This window comes from Silvibacterium sp., assembly GCF_047605705.1.
Lineage (GTDB): Bacteria > Acidobacteriota > Terriglobia > Terriglobales > Acidobacteriaceae > Silvibacterium.
Map to the genome: position 1 here is coordinate 13,824 of NZ_JASGFD010000008.1, position 18,710 is coordinate 32,533.

13 protein-coding genes are annotated in these 18,710 nt (G+C 60.4%); 5 read left to right on the plus strand and 8 right to left on the minus strand.

Annotated features, from left to right (window positions below):
• The first annotated feature begins 6 nt into the window (after window positions 1–6).
• A complete protein-coding gene (gene truB, locus QM649_RS04460; protein ID WP_415197811.1) occupies window positions 7–882 on the plus strand; it encodes a tRNA pseudouridine(55) synthase TruB in 876 nt (291 codons plus the stop codon).
• A gap of 8 nt (window positions 883–890) precedes the next feature.
• Here the strand turns inward: truB and QM649_RS04465 are convergent, their stop codons facing one another.
• Window positions 891–1,517: an arylesterase gene (locus tag QM649_RS04465; RefSeq protein WP_415197812.1), complete on the minus strand. Its 627-nt coding sequence runs from the start codon at window positions 1,515–1,517 to the stop codon at window positions 891–893.
• A gap of 36 nt (window positions 1,518–1,553) precedes the next feature.
• On the opposite strand from QM649_RS04465, the gene QM649_RS04470 reads away from it, so the two are divergent.
• The gene (locus tag QM649_RS04470; protein WP_415197813.1) at window positions 1,554–2,240 is read left to right on the plus strand and encodes an ABC transporter ATP-binding protein; all 687 of its coding nucleotides are present in this window, start codon (window positions 1,554–1,556) and stop codon (window positions 2,238–2,240) included.
• Entirely contained in the window at window positions 2,237–4,801 is a 2,565-nt protein-coding gene (locus tag QM649_RS04475) for an ABC transporter permease (protein WP_415197814.1), read from the plus strand. The genes QM649_RS04470 and QM649_RS04475 overlap by 4 nt, the downstream gene beginning before the upstream one ends.
• Window positions 4,802–4,812: 11 nt before the next feature.
• Here QM649_RS04475 and QM649_RS04480 read toward each other — a convergent pair whose 3' ends face one another.
• The 7 genes from QM649_RS04480 to QM649_RS04510 all read right to left on the minus strand — a co-directional run bounded on the left by QM649_RS04480 (window position 4,813) and on the right by QM649_RS04510 (window position 13,455).
• Window positions 4,813–6,435, minus strand: coding sequence for a SpoIIE family protein phosphatase (locus QM649_RS04480; RefSeq protein ID WP_415197815.1), 1,623 nt, complete (start codon window positions 6,433–6,435; stop codon window positions 4,813–4,815).
• Window positions 6,436–6,614: 179 nt separating this feature from the next.
• A complete protein-coding gene (gene kdpC, locus QM649_RS04485; RefSeq protein ID WP_415197816.1) occupies window positions 6,615–7,181 on the minus strand; it encodes a potassium-transporting ATPase subunit KdpC in 567 nt (188 codons plus the stop codon).
• Between the two features lie 39 nt (window positions 7,182–7,220).
• Window positions 7,221–9,251, minus strand: a complete 2,031-nt coding sequence (kdpB, locus tag QM649_RS04490; RefSeq protein ID WP_415197817.1) for a potassium-transporting ATPase subunit KdpB — start codon at window positions 9,249–9,251, stop codon at window positions 7,221–7,223.
• 22 nt (window positions 9,252–9,273) lie between these two features.
• Entirely contained in the window at window positions 9,274–10,998 is a 1,725-nt protein-coding gene (kdpA, locus tag QM649_RS04495) for a potassium-transporting ATPase subunit KdpA (protein WP_415197818.1), read from the minus strand.
• Between the two features lies 1 nt (window position 10,999).
• Entirely contained in the window at window positions 11,000–11,089 is a 90-nt protein-coding gene (kdpF, locus tag QM649_RS04500; protein ID WP_415197819.1) for a K(+)-transporting ATPase subunit F, read from the minus strand.
• A gap of 129 nt (window positions 11,090–11,218) precedes the next feature.
• Window positions 11,219–12,685, minus strand: a complete 1,467-nt coding sequence (locus QM649_RS04505; protein WP_415197820.1) for an outer membrane beta-barrel protein — start codon at window positions 12,683–12,685, stop codon at window positions 11,219–11,221.
• Window positions 12,686–12,765: 80 nt separating this feature from the next.
• Window positions 12,766–13,455: a response regulator transcription factor gene (locus tag QM649_RS04510; protein WP_415197821.1), complete on the minus strand. Its 690-nt coding sequence runs from the start codon at window positions 13,453–13,455 to the stop codon at window positions 12,766–12,768.
• Between the two features lie 57 nt (window positions 13,456–13,512).
• On the opposite strand from QM649_RS04510, the gene QM649_RS04515 reads away from it, so the two are divergent.
• Entirely contained in the window at window positions 13,513–14,988 is a 1,476-nt protein-coding gene (locus tag QM649_RS04515) for a DUF4118 domain-containing protein (RefSeq protein WP_415197822.1), read from the plus strand.
• Window positions 14,989–15,081: 93 nt separating this feature from the next.
• Entirely contained in the window at window positions 15,082–18,600 is a 3,519-nt protein-coding gene (dnaE, locus tag QM649_RS04520) for a DNA polymerase III subunit alpha (protein ID WP_415197823.1), read from the plus strand.
• Window positions 18,601–18,710: the final 110 nt, after the last annotated feature.

Sequence of the window (18,710 nt, forward strand, 5' to 3'; positions counted from 1 at the left end):
GGGTAAGTGAACGGTCTGTTAATCATCGATAAGCCCGGTGGGATGACTTCGCACGATGTGGTGGCGCGGGTGCGCCGCGCCACTGGCGAAAAGTCCATCGGGCACCTTGGAACCCTCGATCCCATGGCCACCGGCGTTCTGCCGCTGCTGCTGGGTAAGTACACGCGTCTGGCGCAGTTTTATGGCGCTCATGCGAAGAGCTACACCGGCACTATCCGTTTCGGATTCTCAACGGACACCTACGATGCCGAAGGGCAGGCAAACTCCGAGCCGGTGCCGGTAACATTCGGACTCAACGAAGTCCTGGCAGCGGCCTCGCGTTTCTCGGGGGAGATGGATCAGCTGCCGCCCCCTGTTTCCGCGAAGAAGATCGGCGGCAAGCCCGCCTATCAGATTGTGCGCGAGGGTGGCACGCCACAGCTGAAGACGGCACGCGTGCGTATCGACGAATTTGCCATCACCGAGTTTGAAGGCGACACGGCTGCATTTCGCATGAAGATATCGGCCGGCGGCTATGTGCGTTCGGTCGCGCATGAGCTGGGGCAGGCATTGGGGACAGGCGCTCATCTCTCGAGCCTACGGCGCGTGGCCTCCGGGCCATTCCACATCGAACAGGCGTTGCCGCTCGATGAGATCGAATCGCTGGGGCGTGCCGGCGAGCTTGCGATGCAGCTGCCGCATCCGCGCACACTGCTGCCGGAGATCCCGAGCGTGACGGCGGACATGGAGACAATCGGCCGCATGCGCAACGGCATGCAGGTAAATCTGCCCGAGTTCACGCAGGCCCCGCTGGTGAAGGTCTTCAGCGGGCAACGTGAGCTTGCGGGAGTCGCGAGGCGCATCGCGGGGACACTGTTTCATCCGACGGTGGTGCTGGCTTAGCCGACTGGCTATTTTCTGAGCAGAGGCTTGAGCAGGCCGTAGATATTCTCGGCGACAAGCTGATTGCCCTTCGCCGTAGCATGGATGCCGTCGGGCTGGATGGTACCGGGCACGGTGTAGACGTGCGCGTAGAGGAAGGGCAGCAGTGGGATGCTGTATTTCTGCGCGGCGAGCTGATAGGTCTGATTGAAGTCGTGGATGTAATCCTGGCCGTAATCGGGCGGCAGAGTGATGCCTGCCAGCACGACCTTCACGCCTGCGCCCTTGAGCGCAGCAATCATCTGATCAAGATTGGCGCGAGTTGCCGTGATGGGCAGGCCGCGCAATCCGTCATTGCCGCCGAACTCGACGACGACAATGGCAGGATGCGCAGCGAGCACGTCTTTTACGCGGGCCAATCCGTCTTTCGTCGTATCGCCGCTGATGCCTTTGTTGATGACGTGGTAGTGATATCCCCGTGTGTCGAGCAGTTGCTGCAGGTAGTCTGGGTAAGCGTGGCCGGCTTCGGCGCCGTGCCCTGCGGTGAGGCTGTCCCCAAAGCAGGCAATGACAGGCGGATTTTCGTGCGTGGCCGCCTGCGTTGCGGGATGGACGAAAAAGAAAGCAGCGGCGAGTACCAGAGAAAACAGCTTCACGCGAGCATTGTAGCCTGAAGAAGGACGGGGACCGGGATGATCGAAGTTCGTGGCTTGAGGAAGTCGATTCGCAACGGCGCGCGCACGGTGGATATTCTTCGCGGCATCGATCTGCTGATTCCGCAGGGGCAGTTCGTCGCGATCATGGGAGCTTCGGGCTCAGGCAAGAGCACCCTGCTGGGGCTATTAGCCGGACTGGACTCCCCGACCGAAGGCGATGTGCTGCTGGATGGCGTAGCCATCGGCGGACTCGATGAAGACCGCCTGGCCTTGGTGCGAGGAAGCAAGATTGGATTCGTCTTTCAGTCCTACCAGCTGATTCCTACGCTCACGGCGCTCGAGAACGTGCTGCTGCCGCATGAGCTGAATGCTCGTGGCGATGGACGCGCGAAGGCAACGCAGCTGCTGACCGCGGTGGGTCTCGCCGACCGTCTGCAACATTATCCGATCCAGCTTTCGGGCGGGGAACAGCAGCGCGTCGCGCTGGCCAGGGCCTTTATGCTGGAGCCGCCTATCGTGCTCGCGGATGAGCCGACCGGCAACCTGGATTCCGTGAATGGCCAGCACGTGCTGGAACTGCTGACCGGGCGGCAGAGAGCCTCGCAAACCACGCTGGTGATGGTAACGCACGATCCCCAGGTGGCTGCGCGCGCCGACCGGCAAATTCATCTGCGCGACGGGCTCGTGGTTTCTGATGTGCTGGCTGCGGAGCCGGTGCTATGAGCGATGCCGCGAAGCCTGCCCTGCCCTGGGGAAGCGCAGCACGGATTGCCTGGCGAGAACTGCGCGCCTCGCGTGCGAAGTTCCTCTTTGTGCTGCTGTCCGTGGCTGTCGGAGTCGCATCGCTGACGGGCGTGCGCGGTTTCAGCCAGTCTTTCCAGAAGGCACTCCTGGGCGATGCGCGCAGCATTATGGCCGCTGACCTATCGGCACGCATGTTTCGACTGCCGACGCAGCGCGAGTCGCAGGAGCTGGACGCTCTGGCGAGCAAAGGCGTGGAGCGGACCGAGGTTACGGAAACGGTTTCGATGGCTTCAGTCCATGGCGATCCGGTGCCACTGCTGGTCTCGCTGAAGGCTGTCGATCCGAATGAATATCCGTTCTATGGAACGGTGGTGCTGAATCCATCACAGCCGCTGCGCCAGGCTCTTGGCGATGACACGGCACTGGTGGATGACAATCTGCTGGTGCGCCTGCATGCGAAAGTAGGCGACCAGTTGAAGATCGGCAACCGCTATCTGCGGATTTCTGCCGTGATTTTGCGCGAACCGGATCGCATGTCAGCCGGTGTGGGATTAGGCCCGCGGGTGATGATTACCCGCCACGCGATGGAGTTGAGTGGCCTGCTCGGCGAAGGCAGTCGCGCGACGGAACGCTATCTCTTTAAGCTGCCGGGCAAAGGGGAAAGCATTGCCACGCTGCGTCCGCAGCTGGAGCGCATTTTGCCGGATGCGCAGATTTCCGACTTTCGCGAGACCAGCCCGGAGATTACGAATGGTCTCGATCGTGCGACCGGCCTGCTGAGCCTCATCTGCCTGGTGGCGATGGTGCTGGGTGCGATCGGTGTGGCGATGGCCATGCGCGCGCATCTGCAGCAGCGTATGGAAGTCCTCGCCATCATGAAGGCGATCGGCGCGCGCTCGTCGGACATCCTCCGTATCTATCTGCTGCAAACGGTCTTCCTCGGTCTTGCCGGTGGCTTGCTCGGTGTTGTCTTCGGCTTCGCTGTCGAGATGACGCTGCCAACACTCTTCGGCGCCTTGTTGCCGCTGCGGCCACCATTGGCGCTGGCCGTACGCCCGGTGGGCGCGGCTCTGGCGACTGGGGTGTTGACGACGCTGTTGTTCTGCCTACCTCCGCTACTCGATGTCCGGCACGTGCGGCCGATTGCCGTCCTGAGGCGGCAGGTGGAAGCGGCACAGGGGGATCGCCGCCGTAATTTCTTCCGGGATCGATGGCTACAGTGGGCAGCAATTGCGATCATCGTTGCGGGGCTGGCTGCGATTGCCGGCGTCCTGTCCGATTCATGGCAGAGCGGTGTAGTCTTCGCCGCCTGCCTCTCTGCCGTGCTCTTCACGACGCTGGTTGCAGCATTCCTCCTCCTGCGCATTCTGCGATGGTTTCTCAGCCGCACAAGGCTGCATCTTCCCTCTGCGCTTCGGCATGGGCTCGCGAATCTCTATCGGCCGGGGAATCAGTCGGCGGCTGTGCTTGCGGCGCTGGGTACGGGAGTGATGCTGATCTCCGCGGTCTTCCTGATGCAGCGTGCAGTGGTGCAGGAGATGCACAGCGCTGCGGCACCCGACACGCCGAACGTGTTCCTCGTCGATATTGCAAAGGACGAAGTGGACGGCGTGCGCACGCTGCTGGAGAAACAGCCGGGCGTGCAAGGCAGGCTGGAGACAATCCCGGTGATTTCTTCCCGCATCCTGAGTATTGATGGTGTGGATGTAGAGCAACTGCGGGTGAAGAACTATGCGAAGCGCCTGCTGCGCTCAGCGGCGATTACCTGGGCCAGCGCGGAGCCTCGCGGCACGAAGATCAGCGAAGGCCACTGGTGGGCGAGCGATCAGGAGCCGTCTCTCGCCGTGGTGGATAATGTTGCGCGCCGCCTACAGCTTCATCTTGGGTCAAAGGTTGTCTTTTCGGCCGACGATAAGGAAATCGCTACGACGGTTGCTGCCATCTACAAAGTGGACGGCGAGCATGCGTTCGCACGTAGCGAGTTCATCCTTGCGCCCGGCTTGCTGAAGGATGTACCTGCGACCTGGTATGGAGCGGTTCACATTGCGCCCGGTCAGATTCCTGCGCTGGAGCGAACGCTGTTCACCGCCTATCCGACGGTAACGGTGGTGAATCTTGCAGACATCTTCGAGACGATCCAGGGAGTGGTCGATCACATCACGATGGTGATCCGCTTCCTTGCAGGCTTTTCGATCCTGTCTGGCGCGATCATCCTCGCTTCCAGCGTGGCGAGCACACGCTTTCGCAGGATCCGCGAGGTTGTCGTCCTCAAGACGCTCGGCGCTCGCCGTGGCCGGATCGCGCAGGTGTTCAGCGTGGAGTTTGTTGTGCTCGGACTGCTTGCAGGATTGGTGGGAGCGTTGTTTGCGAACCTGCTGGCGCGCATTCTGCTGCATCGCATGGATGTGGCGTTCCACTTTGTGTGGGGCGGCAGCGCGGTCGCGGTGGCATGCACTGCCGTGTTAGCAGTGGTGACCGGATGGATCGCTAGCTTCAGAATTCTCGGGCAGAAGCCGCTCGAGGTACTGCGTGAGGAATAGAGCAGCGATGCTTATGCTGAAGCAGGGTTTCCGAGATAGGTGACCTCAACCAGCGTGCAGTCGTCGGCGGATGAGGCTGCGCCGCAGAAGGTCGAAAGGCTCGCGAAGATATCCTGCAGCTGCTGGCTTTGACTGAAGGCCGTTTCCAGGCGGCTGTTGCCGAAGAAGCCGTCGCATTCGTCGACCGCTTCCGTAACGCCGTCGGTGACGAGCAGCAGGCGTGTGCCAGGCTCGAGCTGCGCCTCATGCTGCTGGAAGTCGGCGTTCTCGATCATTCCCACGGGCAGGTTTGACTGTGAGAGTTCACGGACCGCCTCACCTGTCTTGAGCAGCGGATGCACGTGACCGCAGTTCACGTAGGTGAGGCGGCCATTGTTCTCGAGGCGAACGATGACGATGGTGGCGTACTTGCTGATGTCCTTGACGCAGATGTAGCGGTTGAGAGCGCGAGCGATCTGCGCGAGTGGCTGATCGGCGGCAAGCTGCGCGTAGACCATGCCTTGCAGCGTCTGCGCCAGCAGCGCTGCTGAGACACCTTTGCCGGAGACGTCGGCAATGACAACGTAAACACAGCCGTCGCCTTCCACGGCGTCATAAAAGTCGCCCCCGATCTCCTTGCAGGGAGCAAAACGCGCCTCGATCCGAGCATATTCGGTGCGTGGGGGCTGTACGGCCATCAGGTCCTGCTGGATACTGGCCGCAATGTTCAGCTCTTCGCGATAGCGGCGGGCGTGTTCTTCCTCGATGGCAAGCTGCGCGTTCTCCATCAGAGCCGCGGCTTCCGTTGCGATGGTCTTGAGCAGGTCGTTGTCGACCTTGGTCAGCCTGCCGGGGTTAAGCCGGTTGTCGAGATAGAGAATGCCGAGGACGTCACCGCGCTGCGTTTCTGCATTGATCCTGCGGCTGCGGAGCGGGATGCAGATGATAGTGCGAATATTCTGGGCGATGATGCTGTCAGAAGGCGCTCCGGTTTCGGCGCTCAGCGTATCGGTGACGATGAACTGCCCGTCCCCCTGAATGGCCTGCTGGATGGCGCTATGCGAGATCGTGACTTCGTCGCTGAGGGCAGAGCCGTCGCTGGCGCGGCCCACGGCAATTTTTAAGGATTTTGTCTCCGCGTCGGGCAGAAGTACAAAGCCACGCTCGATGCGGGTGAGCTCGAGGGTCGTTTCGACGAGCGCGGACAGAATCTGGTCGACAGCTCCGACATCGTTTAGCTTGCGCGCTGCTTCGAGAAACCAGCTGAGCTTTTCGATTGCGGTGTTGGGCTCGTTCGCTGGATGGAGCTGATTGATGAGCGACCGCATCGTGGACCCGGAGACATGGCCGCGGACGCCGAAGCGCAGCAGTGGACCGTCCGTGGTGCCGAAATGAATGGCGTCATTCAGCTCAAGCTTATGCCGCTGTACCTTCCGGCCATTTACAAAGGTTCCGTGGCGGCTTCCGCGGTCCACGAGGATGAAGTTTCCAGCTTCGAACTGAATCTCGGCGTGGCGCCGTGAGATGTATTCGTGTTCCAGCAGCAGGTCGCTCCCCGGCATACGGCCCACAGTGAATGGGCTCCGGGTGACGAAGAGCTGCACTTCGCGGGCGCCATCGATCAGGGTGAGCGGGGTAGATGGAAGCTCTGTCATACGCGGACTCCGGGAAAAAGAACGGCAGGGGAGCAGCAATGCAGATGCGATTATAACCAGCAAGGCTGGAAACCGGAGGATTACCCGTCGTTTACAAGGGAGATGTGCCGCAAGAGTAAGAGCTGCACGTCAGAGCGGAGCCGTTCTGGGGCAGCTCCGCTCTGACAACCGAAGACCTCCTACTTCGACTGCGCGTCGAGAGCGAGGTTCAGGGCCAGCACGTTGACACGTGGCTCGCCGAGGATGCCGAACTGGCGTCCGGTAATGTGGGCTTCGACGATCTGCCGGACAGCTTCGTCCGAGAGATGGCGTGCTGTGGCGACCGTATGCACCTGGTAGAGAGCTGCCGCTGGGCTGATGTCAGGATCGAGGCCCGAACCGGATGCGGTGACGAGATCGATCGGCACCGCCTGGCTGGGATTCGCTTTCTGGTAAGTGGCTACGTCTCCCGAGATACGGTCGACGAGTTTCTTGCTCGATTGTGCATAGTTGGAGCCACTGGAATTGGCAGCGTCATATCCGTTGCCCGCTGCCGAGGGGCGGCCATGGAAGTAGCGGTCGCTGGCAAAGCTCTGCCCGAGAAGCTCAGAGCCGAGGATCCTGCCGTCGTGCTGGAGGAGCTCGCCGTTGGCCTTCGCAGGCATGGTCAGATGGGCGAAGGCGGTAACGGCGAGCGGATAAAGAATGCCGAGCAGCGCGGTGGTGACGAGGGTGAAGCGGATTGCGATCTTGAGTTGCGTGGTCATCGAATTGGGTCCTGTATCTCTGTTTGTCCAGGCTTTGGGTTAGGCCAAATGCAGTGCGGTGATCACCACGTCGATGGCCTTGATACCGATGAAGGGAACGATGACGCCGCCCACACCATAAATGAGCAGGTTGCGGCGCAGCAGTGCAGCAGCCGACTTCGGCTCATACTTGACGCCCTTGAGGGCGAGAGGGATGAGGCCGATGATGATTAACGCGTTAAATATCACGGCGGAAAGAATGGCCGAATGCGGCGTGGCCAGGTGCATGATGTTCAATGCGTTCAGTACCGGGAAGGCGCCTGCGAACATTGCTGGGATGATGGCGAAGTATTTTGCCACGTCGTTGGCAATCGAGAACGTCGTCAGCGCGCCGCGCGTCATAAGAAGCTGCTTGCCAATCTCGACGATCTCGATCAATTTGGTCGGGTTCGAGTCGAGATCGACCATGTTGCCAGCTTCTTTCGCTGCCTGCGTACCGGAGTTCATGGCCACGCCTACATCAGCCTGAGCGAGCGCAGGCGCATCGTTGGTGCCGTCCCCGGTCATGGCGACGAGCTTCCCCTTGGCCTGCTCGCGCTTGATGAGGTCCATCTTGTCTTTCGGCTTGGCCTCGGCAAGGAAATCGTCGACGCCGGCTTCGCGCGCGATGACTGCGGCGGTGAGGGGATTGTCGCCGGTAATCATGATGGTACGGATGCCCATGGCGCGCAGACGGGCGAGGCGATCCTTGAGGCCGCCTTTCACGATGTCTTTGAGGTAGACGACCCCGAGCGCCGTGGTGTTCTCGGCCACGACGAGCGGTGTGCCTCCCATACGGGCGATCTCTTCGACCTTATCGCTGACCTTGCGCGGCAGGCTGGAGCCCTGCTGCTCGAGGAACCGGGCGATCGCATCGGCTGAGCCTTTGCGGATCATCGTGCCAGGCAGATCGACGCCGGACATACGGGTCTGCGCGCTGAAGGGAACGAATTCGACGCGCATGTTGGTGAGGTCGCGGCCGCGGAGGTTGTACTTCTCCTTGGCGAGCACGACGATGGAACGACCTTCGGGTGTCTCATCGGAGAACGACGCGAGTTGCGCGGCGTCGGCCAGGCGCTCGGTGCTGATGTCCGGCGCGGGGAAGAACTCGGTAGCCTGGCGGTTGCCGAGTGTGATGGTGCCGGTTTTGTCGAGCAGCAGGGTATTTACGTCGCCTGCGGCTTCTACAGCGCGGCCGCTCATCGCGAGAACGTTGTATTGCACGAGGCGATCCATGCCCGCGATGCCGATGGCTGAGAGCAGCCCGCCGATGGTCGTGGGTATGAGGCAGACGAGCAGCGAGACGAGCACGAAGATAGTCTGCGGCGCGTGCGCGTAGATGGCGAAGGGCTGCAGCGTGGCTACAGCGAGCAGGAAGATGATGGTGAGTCCGGCGAGCAGGATGCTGAGCGCGATCTCGTTCGGGGTCTTCTGCCGCGATGCTCCTTCGACGAGTGCAATCATGCGATCGAGAAAGGTTTCGCCGGGGTTTGAGGTGATGCGAATCTTCACCCAGTCGGAGAGGACGCGCGTGCCGCCGGTGACGGCTGAGCGATCGCCGCCGGCCTCGCGGATGACAGGCGCGGACTCGCCGGTAATGGCCGACTCGTCCACCGAGGCGACGCCTTCGATGACCTCGCCGTCACCGGCAATGAACTGGCCGGCTTCGACCTTGATGACGTCACCGGAGCGAAGGGTGGAACTGGAAGCAGCTTCCAGTGATCCGTCCTGCTTATAGCGATACGCGATGGTTTCGCCTTTGGCTTTGCGCAGCGTATCGGCCTGGGCCTTGCCGCGGCCCTCGGCCATGGCTTCGGCAAAGTTCGCAAAGAGGACGGTGAACCACAGCCAAAGTGTGATCTGAAGGTTGAAGCTGATGGGCCGGTGCAGGACGATGTCCTGAATGAGCAGCGCGCTGGTGAGAACGCTGCCTACCTCGACGACAAACATGACCGGGTTCTTGAGCATGGTGCGCGGATCGAGCTTGGTGATTGCACCAAGGGCCGCCTGCCCAAAGATCGCCGGATTCCAGAGACTCTGCTTTTCTGCCATTTTTCGATCTCTCCGACGTTGTTTAGAAAAGGACTCCCTGCTTCAACAGCAGGTGCTCGAGGATGGGACCGAGCGAGAGCGCAGGGAAGAAGGTGAGCGCGCCGACGATGAGGATGACGCCGGTCAGCAGCACCGTGAAGAGTGCCGAATTCACCGGGAAGGTTCCAGGCGAAGGCGGAATGCTCCGCTTCTGCGCGAGATTACCGGCAAGCGCGAGCATCGGCACCATCATCAGGAAGCGGCCTGCGAGCATCGTGAAGCCGAGGGTGATGTTGTACCAGTGCGTGTTCGCGCTGAGTCCGGCGAAGGCCGAGCCGTTGTTCCCGGCGGCCGACGTGAAGGCATAAAGGATTTCCGTCAGCCCATGTGGGCCTGCGTTGTTGAGGCTCGAAAGGCCCATCTGCGGCGCGAGCACAGAAATTGCGGTGAAGACGAGAATCACCAGCGGGAAGATGAGCACGTAAAGCATGGCCATCTTCACGTCAAAGGCTTCGATCTTCTTTCCGAGGTATTCCGGTGTGCGACCGACCATGAGGCCGGCGATGAAGACGGCCAGCACCACGTAGATCAGCATGCCGTAGAGGCCGGAGCCCACGCCGCCGAAGACGATCTCGCCTAGCATGATGTTGGCCAGCACCACGAGACCACCGAGTGGCGTGAAGGAATCGTGCATGCCATTTACAGCGCCGCAGCTGATGTCTGTTGTGGTTCCGGCAAAGAGCGCGGTGCCGGCCTGACCGAAGCGGATCTCTTTGCCTTCCTGATTGCCGCCATCCTGGAGAGCAGTGTGCTGCTGATTAACGCCATGGAGCAACGGATGAGGCTGCGATTCGGCTGCATAGATGCAGAAAACGCCGACAAACCAAAGCAGCAGCATGCAGGAGAATACCGCCCAGCCGTGTCCGGCTGAACCTGCCATGCGCCCGAGGGTGACGGTGAGCGCAGCGGGGATAAGAAACATGGCAAGAATTTCGAGAAAGTTGCTGAAGGGCGTGGGGTTCTCGAAGGGATGGGCACTGTTCGCATTCAGGAAGCCGCCGCCGTTGGTGCCGAGCATCTTGATAGCTTCCTGCGAGGCAATCGGACCCTGCGCGATGGTTTGCGTTCCATGTTCCAGCGTTTGCGCGGTGGTGTAGGGATGCAGGTTCTGCACCACGCCCTGGCCGATCAGCACAGGCGCGAGGACGAGGCAGATCGGTAGCAGGATATAGAGAACGCCACGCGTCGTGTCCACCCAGAAATTGCCGATGGTAGCGGACTGCTTGCGGGCGATGCCGCGCAGCAGCGCGATTGCGACGGCGATGCCGACGGCTCCGCTGAGAAAGTTGTGATATGCCAGGCCCACCATCTGGGTGAAGTAACTCATGGTGGCTTCAGGCACATAAGACTGCCAGTTGGTATTTGTGGTGAAAGAGCTGGCGGTATTCCATGCAAGCGCCTGCTCGACTCCTGGCAGCCCCTGCGGGTTCCAGGGGAGCATGTGCTGCAGGCGCTCGATGGCATAGGTGAGCAGCATCGAGACAAAGCTGAAGAGCAGCATCGCTGTGCCGTACTGGCGCCAGTTCATTTCCTCATCGCGTTTCACACCGCAGAGGCGGTATACAAGTCCTTCGATTGGCCGGATTACGGGATCGAGGAAAGTCTTACGGCCCTCAAACACGGCAGCTATATAGAGGCCGAGCGGGCGCATCAGTACGACAACTACAGCCAGCAGCAGAAGAATCTGCAGCCATCCATTCGCGGTCATTTCAGAATTTCTCCGGAGATAGCAGCGCAAAGACCAGATAGACCAGCAGTGCGACTGTGAGAAGAACAACGATCAGGGTCGTGATTTCCATAATTGACCTCGAGGCTTACCTCAACCGCTCGCAGGCGGCGATGTAGAGCAGGGCTGCGGCAAAGAAGGCCGCGGTGAAGATGAGCATGAGTAGATCCAGCACAATTGCTCCTTGCGTGATGCGGGCGGGTTACCAGGCGCCTTGCCGACCTCCGTACCACCACACAAGACCGAGGGTAGCGGTCGTCTGGTGATCGGAGAGCAGGCCTGTTTTGTTGGTGAGGAAGAAGGGCACGTTCGTCCAGTCACGGCGATACTCGAAACGTGCCAGCATATTGTCAGCAAGCTTGTATTCGTAAGTTCCGGTCACTTCCTTGAGTGCCTGCGTGGTGCCACTGAAGAGGCCGCCGCGATCGGATAAGTACTCCGAGCGTGCGGCGAGTGCGGTGCGCGGGGTCCATTGGAAATGCGCATAGGCAGCGCCGCCGATTACGTGCGAGGGCGCGGAAGATTCGCCCGGCGCGGCGTTAGCCCATTCGCGTTCGATCACGTAGTCGCCCTCGCCCGAGAATGTGAGGCGCGGGCTAGCGGTCCAGGTAGCGTAGCTGTCAAAGATATGCAGCTTTCCATCCGGCGCGGGATCGATCGGTGTGAAGCAAAGCCCGGGTTGCGTCGGCGTCGTGCATCCGGTCGACGAGGTGACGTCGGCATGATCCTGGCCGAGGTAGTAGTTGATGGTCCAGGAGACGCTCTTCGTCGGTTGTATGTTGAAGCCGAAGAGCTCGTCTTTGAAAGAGTTGGTTGGCTCGGTCTGATTGGTGCCGTTCACGACCCAGTAGTTCGCTGTGAGCCAGTTGTTTAACTTGTACGAGGCGCGGACTCCCATGTGATAAAAGGGCAGGTAGTAGAAGAAGAAGGACCGTGTGTAGTTCATCTGATCCTTGGTGTAATTGCCCTCTACGCCGAGTGAGCTGGCCCACTTGCCGAAGTCGACGGTGAGTCCGGAGCCGATGGGCGCAACATACGTGCCGTAGGCCTGAAAGAGATTGCGATAGATTTCCGGGCGGGGCTCGTTGGCGGGATTGCCCTGCAGTGTCTCCGTGGCCTGGCCGAACTGGAGATCAAGGCGCGCGCCGTAGCGGCGGCCGTTGGTGACATCGGGATCAAGATCGAAGACGACGCCAGCCTGGTTCAGACTGAAAGCGTTGCTCAGGACATCGTAGGCGCGAAGATATTCGACGCGGCCGATCGGGTGATTGAAGTCGTATTCGTAATAACCGTCGAGGTCATAGCCGAGCGTAGCGCCCCCGGGCAGCTGCGTCGGCAGAATCGAAGCTGCGGCTGCAGACGGCTGTGCGGGCGCAGGTGTAGTTGCCGGCGGAGGAGAAGAGATTTCTTTCGTAGCGGCGTTGAGGTTGTTTGCTTCTGCCGTGGCAGCGGGGGAATCGGTATGGGCCTGATGTCCCATCTCTGCTTCGAGAGCGGCAACGCGCTGCTCGAGGAGCTTTACCGTCTCGCGAAGCTGCTGGACTTCGGTGGCACCTGCCGGTGCTTGCTGTGTTTGCGGCGACGCTGCTTCTTGCGCGCTGAGAAATGGAACCAGACAAAAGGCCGCAAGCAGCGATGAAATCTTCAGAACGTGACGTAGGGTTTGCATACTGATCTCATCGACTGAGATTCAGTAAACATGCGGCCCGCTAAGTCCCTCGTAAGGGATTTATAAGGAAGTCATAAGGGCTATTCCGCCCCGCCGTCCGGAAGAAAGCGGTAGCCGACCCAGGGCTCGGTCTGGATGTACTCCTTGCCGCTATCGCCTTGAAGTTTCTTACGCAGTTGGCCTACAAAGACTCGAAGGTATTCCGGCTGCTGAGCGGACTGCGCCCCCCACACCGCGGTGAGCAACGCACGGTGTGTCAACACCTTGCCAGCGCTGCGGGCGAAAAGCAGAAGGAGATCGAATTCCTTGGGAGTGAGGTGGACGGAACGCCCGCCGACGGTGACAGCATGGGCGGCTACGTCGACAACAAAGTCGCCCACGCTGATGGGGGCATCGGTGACGCGCTCGGGGGCGCGGCGCAGGTGGGCACGAACGCGGGCCATCAGCTCCTGAATGCTGAATGGCTTGGTAACGTAGTCGTCCGCTCCAGCGTCGAGCGCTTCGATCTTCGAGCGCTCCTGCTCGCGAACGGAAAGCACAAGGATAGGTACTTTGCTACGGGTGCGGACGGCGCGACAAAGCTCGACGCCGGTCATGCCGGGCATCATCAGATCGGTGATGATGAGATCCGGGGACCATTCCCCGAAGAGATGGAGTGCCTCCTCCGGGTCGTTCGCGGTGCGGACATCATAGCCCTGAGCGGAGAGCGCGGTGCGCAGCACGCGGGTGATCTGCGTTTCATCGTCGACGACAAGAACTCGTTCTGCCATGGGTAGATCGGGCGCCTCTTGGGGCCCATCGTTCCTGACTGTATCATCGACGCGAGTATGGATCGACAGAGCGCACGCCGTGAACTCATTTCATTTCTAGGCATCACCGCGGCGGCGGTGGCCGTGGCGCTTGTCTATCGCTACATTGCGGAGATCAACCAGACCACCGCTGCACTGACCTTCCTGGTGCTGGTCCTGCTCACCGCATCGCGCTTCCGGATCGTGCACTCGATCTACCTCTCCATACTCTGTGCGCTGCTCTATAACTTCTTTTTCCTGCCGCCGGTCGGGACCTTTACTATCCACGATCCTCAGAACTGGATCGCGCTGGCTGCGTTTTTATCCGTGGGTGTGCTTGTGAGCCACCTCTCGGATACAGCACGACGGCAGACGCGCATCTCCGAATCGCGCCGGCGCGAGGTGGAACAGCTTTATGCATTCAGCCAACAGCTCATGCTGCAGGACGATCTGCGCTCGGTGGCGCGGCAAACGCCTTCGATTGCAGTGAGCACCTTCGGCTTCGGCGCTGTGGGACTTTATGTTCGGGATCACGATGCGGTGCATTATTCCGATCCGAAATCGGAACTGATTTCGCCCGAAGAGCTGCGCAAGGCAGCGATAGCGCTGGACACGGGCGCCCGGACGTTGGACAGCGCGCAGGTCGTGCCTTTGATGTTCGGCATGCGCTCCGTGGGGGCGATGGTGGTTTCAGGCGGTAGCGCTTCGGGCGCTCAGTTGGAGGCAATTGGCGCGCTGGTGGCGATTGCTCTGGAGCGAGCGGTCACGATCGAGCAGAGCACGCACGTGGAAGCCGCAAAAGAGAGTGAACGGCTCCGATCCGCGCTGCTGGATTCAGTCACACATGACCTGCGTACGCCGCTGACTTCCATTCGCGCGGCGGCGTCGACCTTGAGTAGCCATCCATCTCTTGATGCCGAGGCGCGGACGGATATGTACGCCGTCATCGAAGAAGAATCCGCGCGGCTGGACATGCTGATCGGACGCGCCGTCGAGATGGCGCAGCTCGACGCGCAGAGCATCCAGGTGAAGACGAAGCCCGAGAAGATCGGCGAACTGGTGCAACTGGCCCTCGAGGAGGCGCGAGCGCTGCTGGGCAGCCGCGCTGTAACGGTCGATATCCCGGATGACTTACCGCAGATCGAACTGGATCGTGAGCTGGTGCGGCGAGTGTTAAGGCACCTGATCGAAAACGCAGCGCGCTATTCGCCCGAGACGGCTCCGCTGAGGATATCCGCGAAGATCGAGGACTATCGGCTGGTCGTCCGCCTGGAAGATCAAGGGCCGGGCATCGATGAGTCAGACCAGCCCTACATCTTCGACAAGTTTTTCCGTGGAAAGAACCAGAAGCCGGGCACCTCGGGCACGGGTATGGGCCTGGCGATCGTAAAGGCCATCATGATCGCGCATGGCGGCGGGGTGACGATGGGTAACCGGCAGGGCGGAGGCGCGGTGTTTACCCTCTGGCTTCCGGCCGACGGGCAGAGCGGGGACGAAAACGCCTTGCGTTCGTGATCGGCTGAGTTTCGTACCCGATTTTCCTCAGCCGCCATTCGTGGCCGATATGAGAACGCGGCTGGCCATGAGGAATAGAATCGAGGAAGTATCATGGCTGAATTTACGCACCTGCACATCCACACCGATTACTCCCTCCTCGATGGCGCTTGCGACGTCGACAAGCTGGTGAACCGCGTTGCCGACATCGGACAGAAGGCCGTCGCGATCACGGATCACGGCAACATTTACGGAGCGGTACATTTTTTTGAAGCCGCGAAGAAGCGCGGCATCAAGCCGATCCTCGGCTGCGAGCTCTACGTCTGCAAGAAGGAGGATCATCGTGCCGATCCTCAGGGAGATGAGTACAACCATCTGCTGGTGCTGGCCGAAAACGAAGAGGGCTACCGCAATCTGGTACGCATCACCTCCGAGGCTTCGCTGCACGGCTTCTATCGCAAGCCGCGTATCAGCAAGAAATATCTGGCCGAGCATGCGAGTGGCCTGATCGGTTTCTCCGGTTGCCTCTCGGGCGAGCTTTCGGAAAATCTGCTGGCAGGGAACTATAATGCCGCGCGTGCGACAGCCAGCCAGTACCAGGACATCTTTGGCAAGGGCAACTTCTTCCTGGAGATCCAGGATCAAGGGCTGGAGCTTGAAAAGAAGATCCATGCCGATCTCTTCCGCCTCGAGAAAGAGCTGAACATCCCGCTGGTGGCGACGAACGACAGCCACTATCTCTGCGAAGACGACTCGCACGCGCATGAGGTGCTGCTGTGTGTGCAGACTGCTGGATCGATCCACGACCCGAAGCGTTTCAAGTTCGACTCCGATCAGTTCTTCGTCAAGACGGCTGCGGAGATGGAGAAGGTCTTCTCGCATGCTCCGGAAGTCGTGAGCCGGACGATGCAGTTCGCCGAGCGCTGCAATCTCAAGCTGAGCAAGGTCGACAATCCCTTCCCGGAGTTTGCGGTTCCGGCTGGTCACACGATCGATAGTTATTTCGAAGAAGTGTGCCGTGAAGGCTTCCGCAAGCGGTTGGATACGTCGATCCGCCACCTGCAGGATAAGGGCCTGCTGCGGCATCCGATCGATGCTTACCAGGCGCGCCTGGAACGCGAGATCTCCATCATCAAGCAGATGAAGTTCCCGGGCTACTTCCTGATCGTCTGGGACTTTATCCGCTATGCGCGCGAGCACGATATCCCCGTGGGACCGGGCCGTGGCTCGGCCGCCGGATCGCTGGTCGGTTACGTGATGGAGATCACCAACGTCGATCCGATCCAGAATGAGCTGCTCTTCGAGCGCTTCCTGAACCCGGAACGTGTGTCGATGCCCGATATCGATATCGACTTCGATATGAACCGGCGCGGCGAAGTGATCGAGTACGTAACGCGCAAATACGGTCGTGAGCAGGTAGCGCAGATCATCACGTTCAACACGATGGCGGCCAAGGCTTCGATCAAGGACGTCGGCCGCGCGCTCGATATGCCTTACGGCGATGTGGACCGCATCGCGAAGCTGATTCCAGCGACGATCGGCGTGACCATTGAGCAGGCACTCAAGGATTCACCGCCGCTGCAGGAAGCCTATGACGGGAATCCGCAGATTCGCGAACTGATCGATACGGCGCTCAAACTGGAGGGCCTGGTGCGTGGTGCAGGCGTTCACGCTGCCGGCGTGGTGATTGCGCCGCGTCCGCTCGCCGACCTGGTGCCGGTAACGCGCAGCAAGAACGATGAAATCGTGACCGCCTATGATATGAAAGCGGTCGAGAAGATGGGCCTGTTGAAGATGGACTTCCTCGGGCTCACGACGCTGACGGTCATTCACGATTGCCTGAAGCTCATCAAGAAGAATCGCGATGTGGTGCTGGATCTCGAGACGATTCCGCTCGACGACCAGGAGACGTACGAGAAGGTGTACCACCGCGCGCTGACTTCCGGTGTCTTCCAGTTTGAATCGGGTGGCATGCGCGATGTACTGCGCCGCTATAAGCCAACTTCGGTGGAGGATCTCACCGCTCTCAACGCGCTTTATCGTCCTGGCCCGATCCAGGGCGGCATGATCGATGACTTCATCGAGCGCAAGTGGGGACGGCGCAAGGTCGAGTACGAATTGCCTCCGCTCGAGACCATCCTCAGGGAGACGCTGGGCGTCATCGTCTACCAGGAACAAGTCATGCAGATCGCGAACGTGCTCGCCGGATACTCGCTGGGCGAAGCCGACCTGCTGCGCCGCGCGATGGGTAAGAAGGATCCTGCAGAGATGGCGAAGCAGCGTGACCGCTTCACATCGGGTGCGCTGGAGAAGGGCTTTCCGAAGGACAAGGTCGTTCGCATCTTCGACCTGATGGAGCAGTTTGCAGGATACGGCTTCAACAAGTCGCACTCGGCGGCATATGCGCTGCTTGCATACCAGACGGCGTATCTCAAGACGCATTTCCCGGTGGAGTTCATGGCGGCGCTGCTAACGTCGGAAATCTCGAAGCCGGAAAACGTGGTGAAGTACATCAAGGAATGCCGTGAAATGGAGATTCCGGTGGAACCGCCGGACGTGCTCTTTTCCGATGCAGACTTCACGCCGCATGGTAATGCCATCCGCTTCGGGCTCACGGCCATCAAGAACGTCGGACGTAACGCGATCGATTCGATCCTCGTCGCGCGCAACGAGCTTACAGAGAAGGGCAAGAGCTTCACGTCCTACTGGGAGTTCTGCGAGAAGATCGATCTCCGTCTTATCAACAAGCGTGTGCTCGAATCGCTCATCAAGGCTGGAGCTCTCGATTCGCTGGGGCGGCGTTCGCAGCTGATCGCGGCTACGGATAAGGCGATCGAGCGTGCGCAGAAGTCACAGCGTGATCTGGCTTCAGGCCAGCATGGGCTCTTCGGCATCTTCGACGATCATCCGGCGACGGCGGCCACCGAAGATCCCCTCCCGAATGTCGCAGACTGGGATGAGAATCTGCGTTTGCAATCAGAGAAGGAAGTGCTCGGCTTCTTTGTCTCGGGCCATCCGCTGGACAAGTACGCGGAGAAGCTGCGCAATGTGCCGGGAGTGGTCGATACGGCGACTGCGCTCGAAATGAAGCAGTCTTCAGCCCCCCCGAGGCGCGGACAGCCGCAGGAGCCGGATGTGGCGGTGGCCGGCGTCATCGTCGGACTGAAGGTGGCGAAGTCGAAGCGGTCGGGCGAACTCTACGCCGCGGCTTCTCTCGAGGATACGGTCGGCAAGATCGATATCATTTGCTTCCCGAAAGACTATGCCCGCCTTGCGGAGAGCCTGAAGATCGAGGTGCCGGTGCTGCTCAAGGGCAATATCCGCGCGGAAGAGGACGCAGCGCCGAAGATCGCGATCTCCTCGATTCAGCCGCTTGAGGATGTGAAGGTCAAGCTACCCTTGAATATCCGCCTGAAGGTGCCGTTGGATAAAGCCAGCGAGGCCACGCTCGAGGAGCTGAAAGCTTTGCTGGAGGGTGCGCCAGGGCCCGGCAAGCTGATGCTGAGCCTCGAAAAGAAGGGTGAATACTGCGTCATCATGGAGCCGGAGGGCTTTGCCATCGGCGCGGATCGTGGGTTTATCGATCGTACGGAAGCGCTGCTGGGACGGGGCGTGGTGCAGATTCTGGACTAACAGGCTCGGAAGTAGCAGGCCAACGATGCCGACGGGTTTGTATTGCACCGCCGGCATCCTTACAATCGGGAGAGCGACGCGGTGCAGGGAAGTGGTCTGTCACCGGCGCA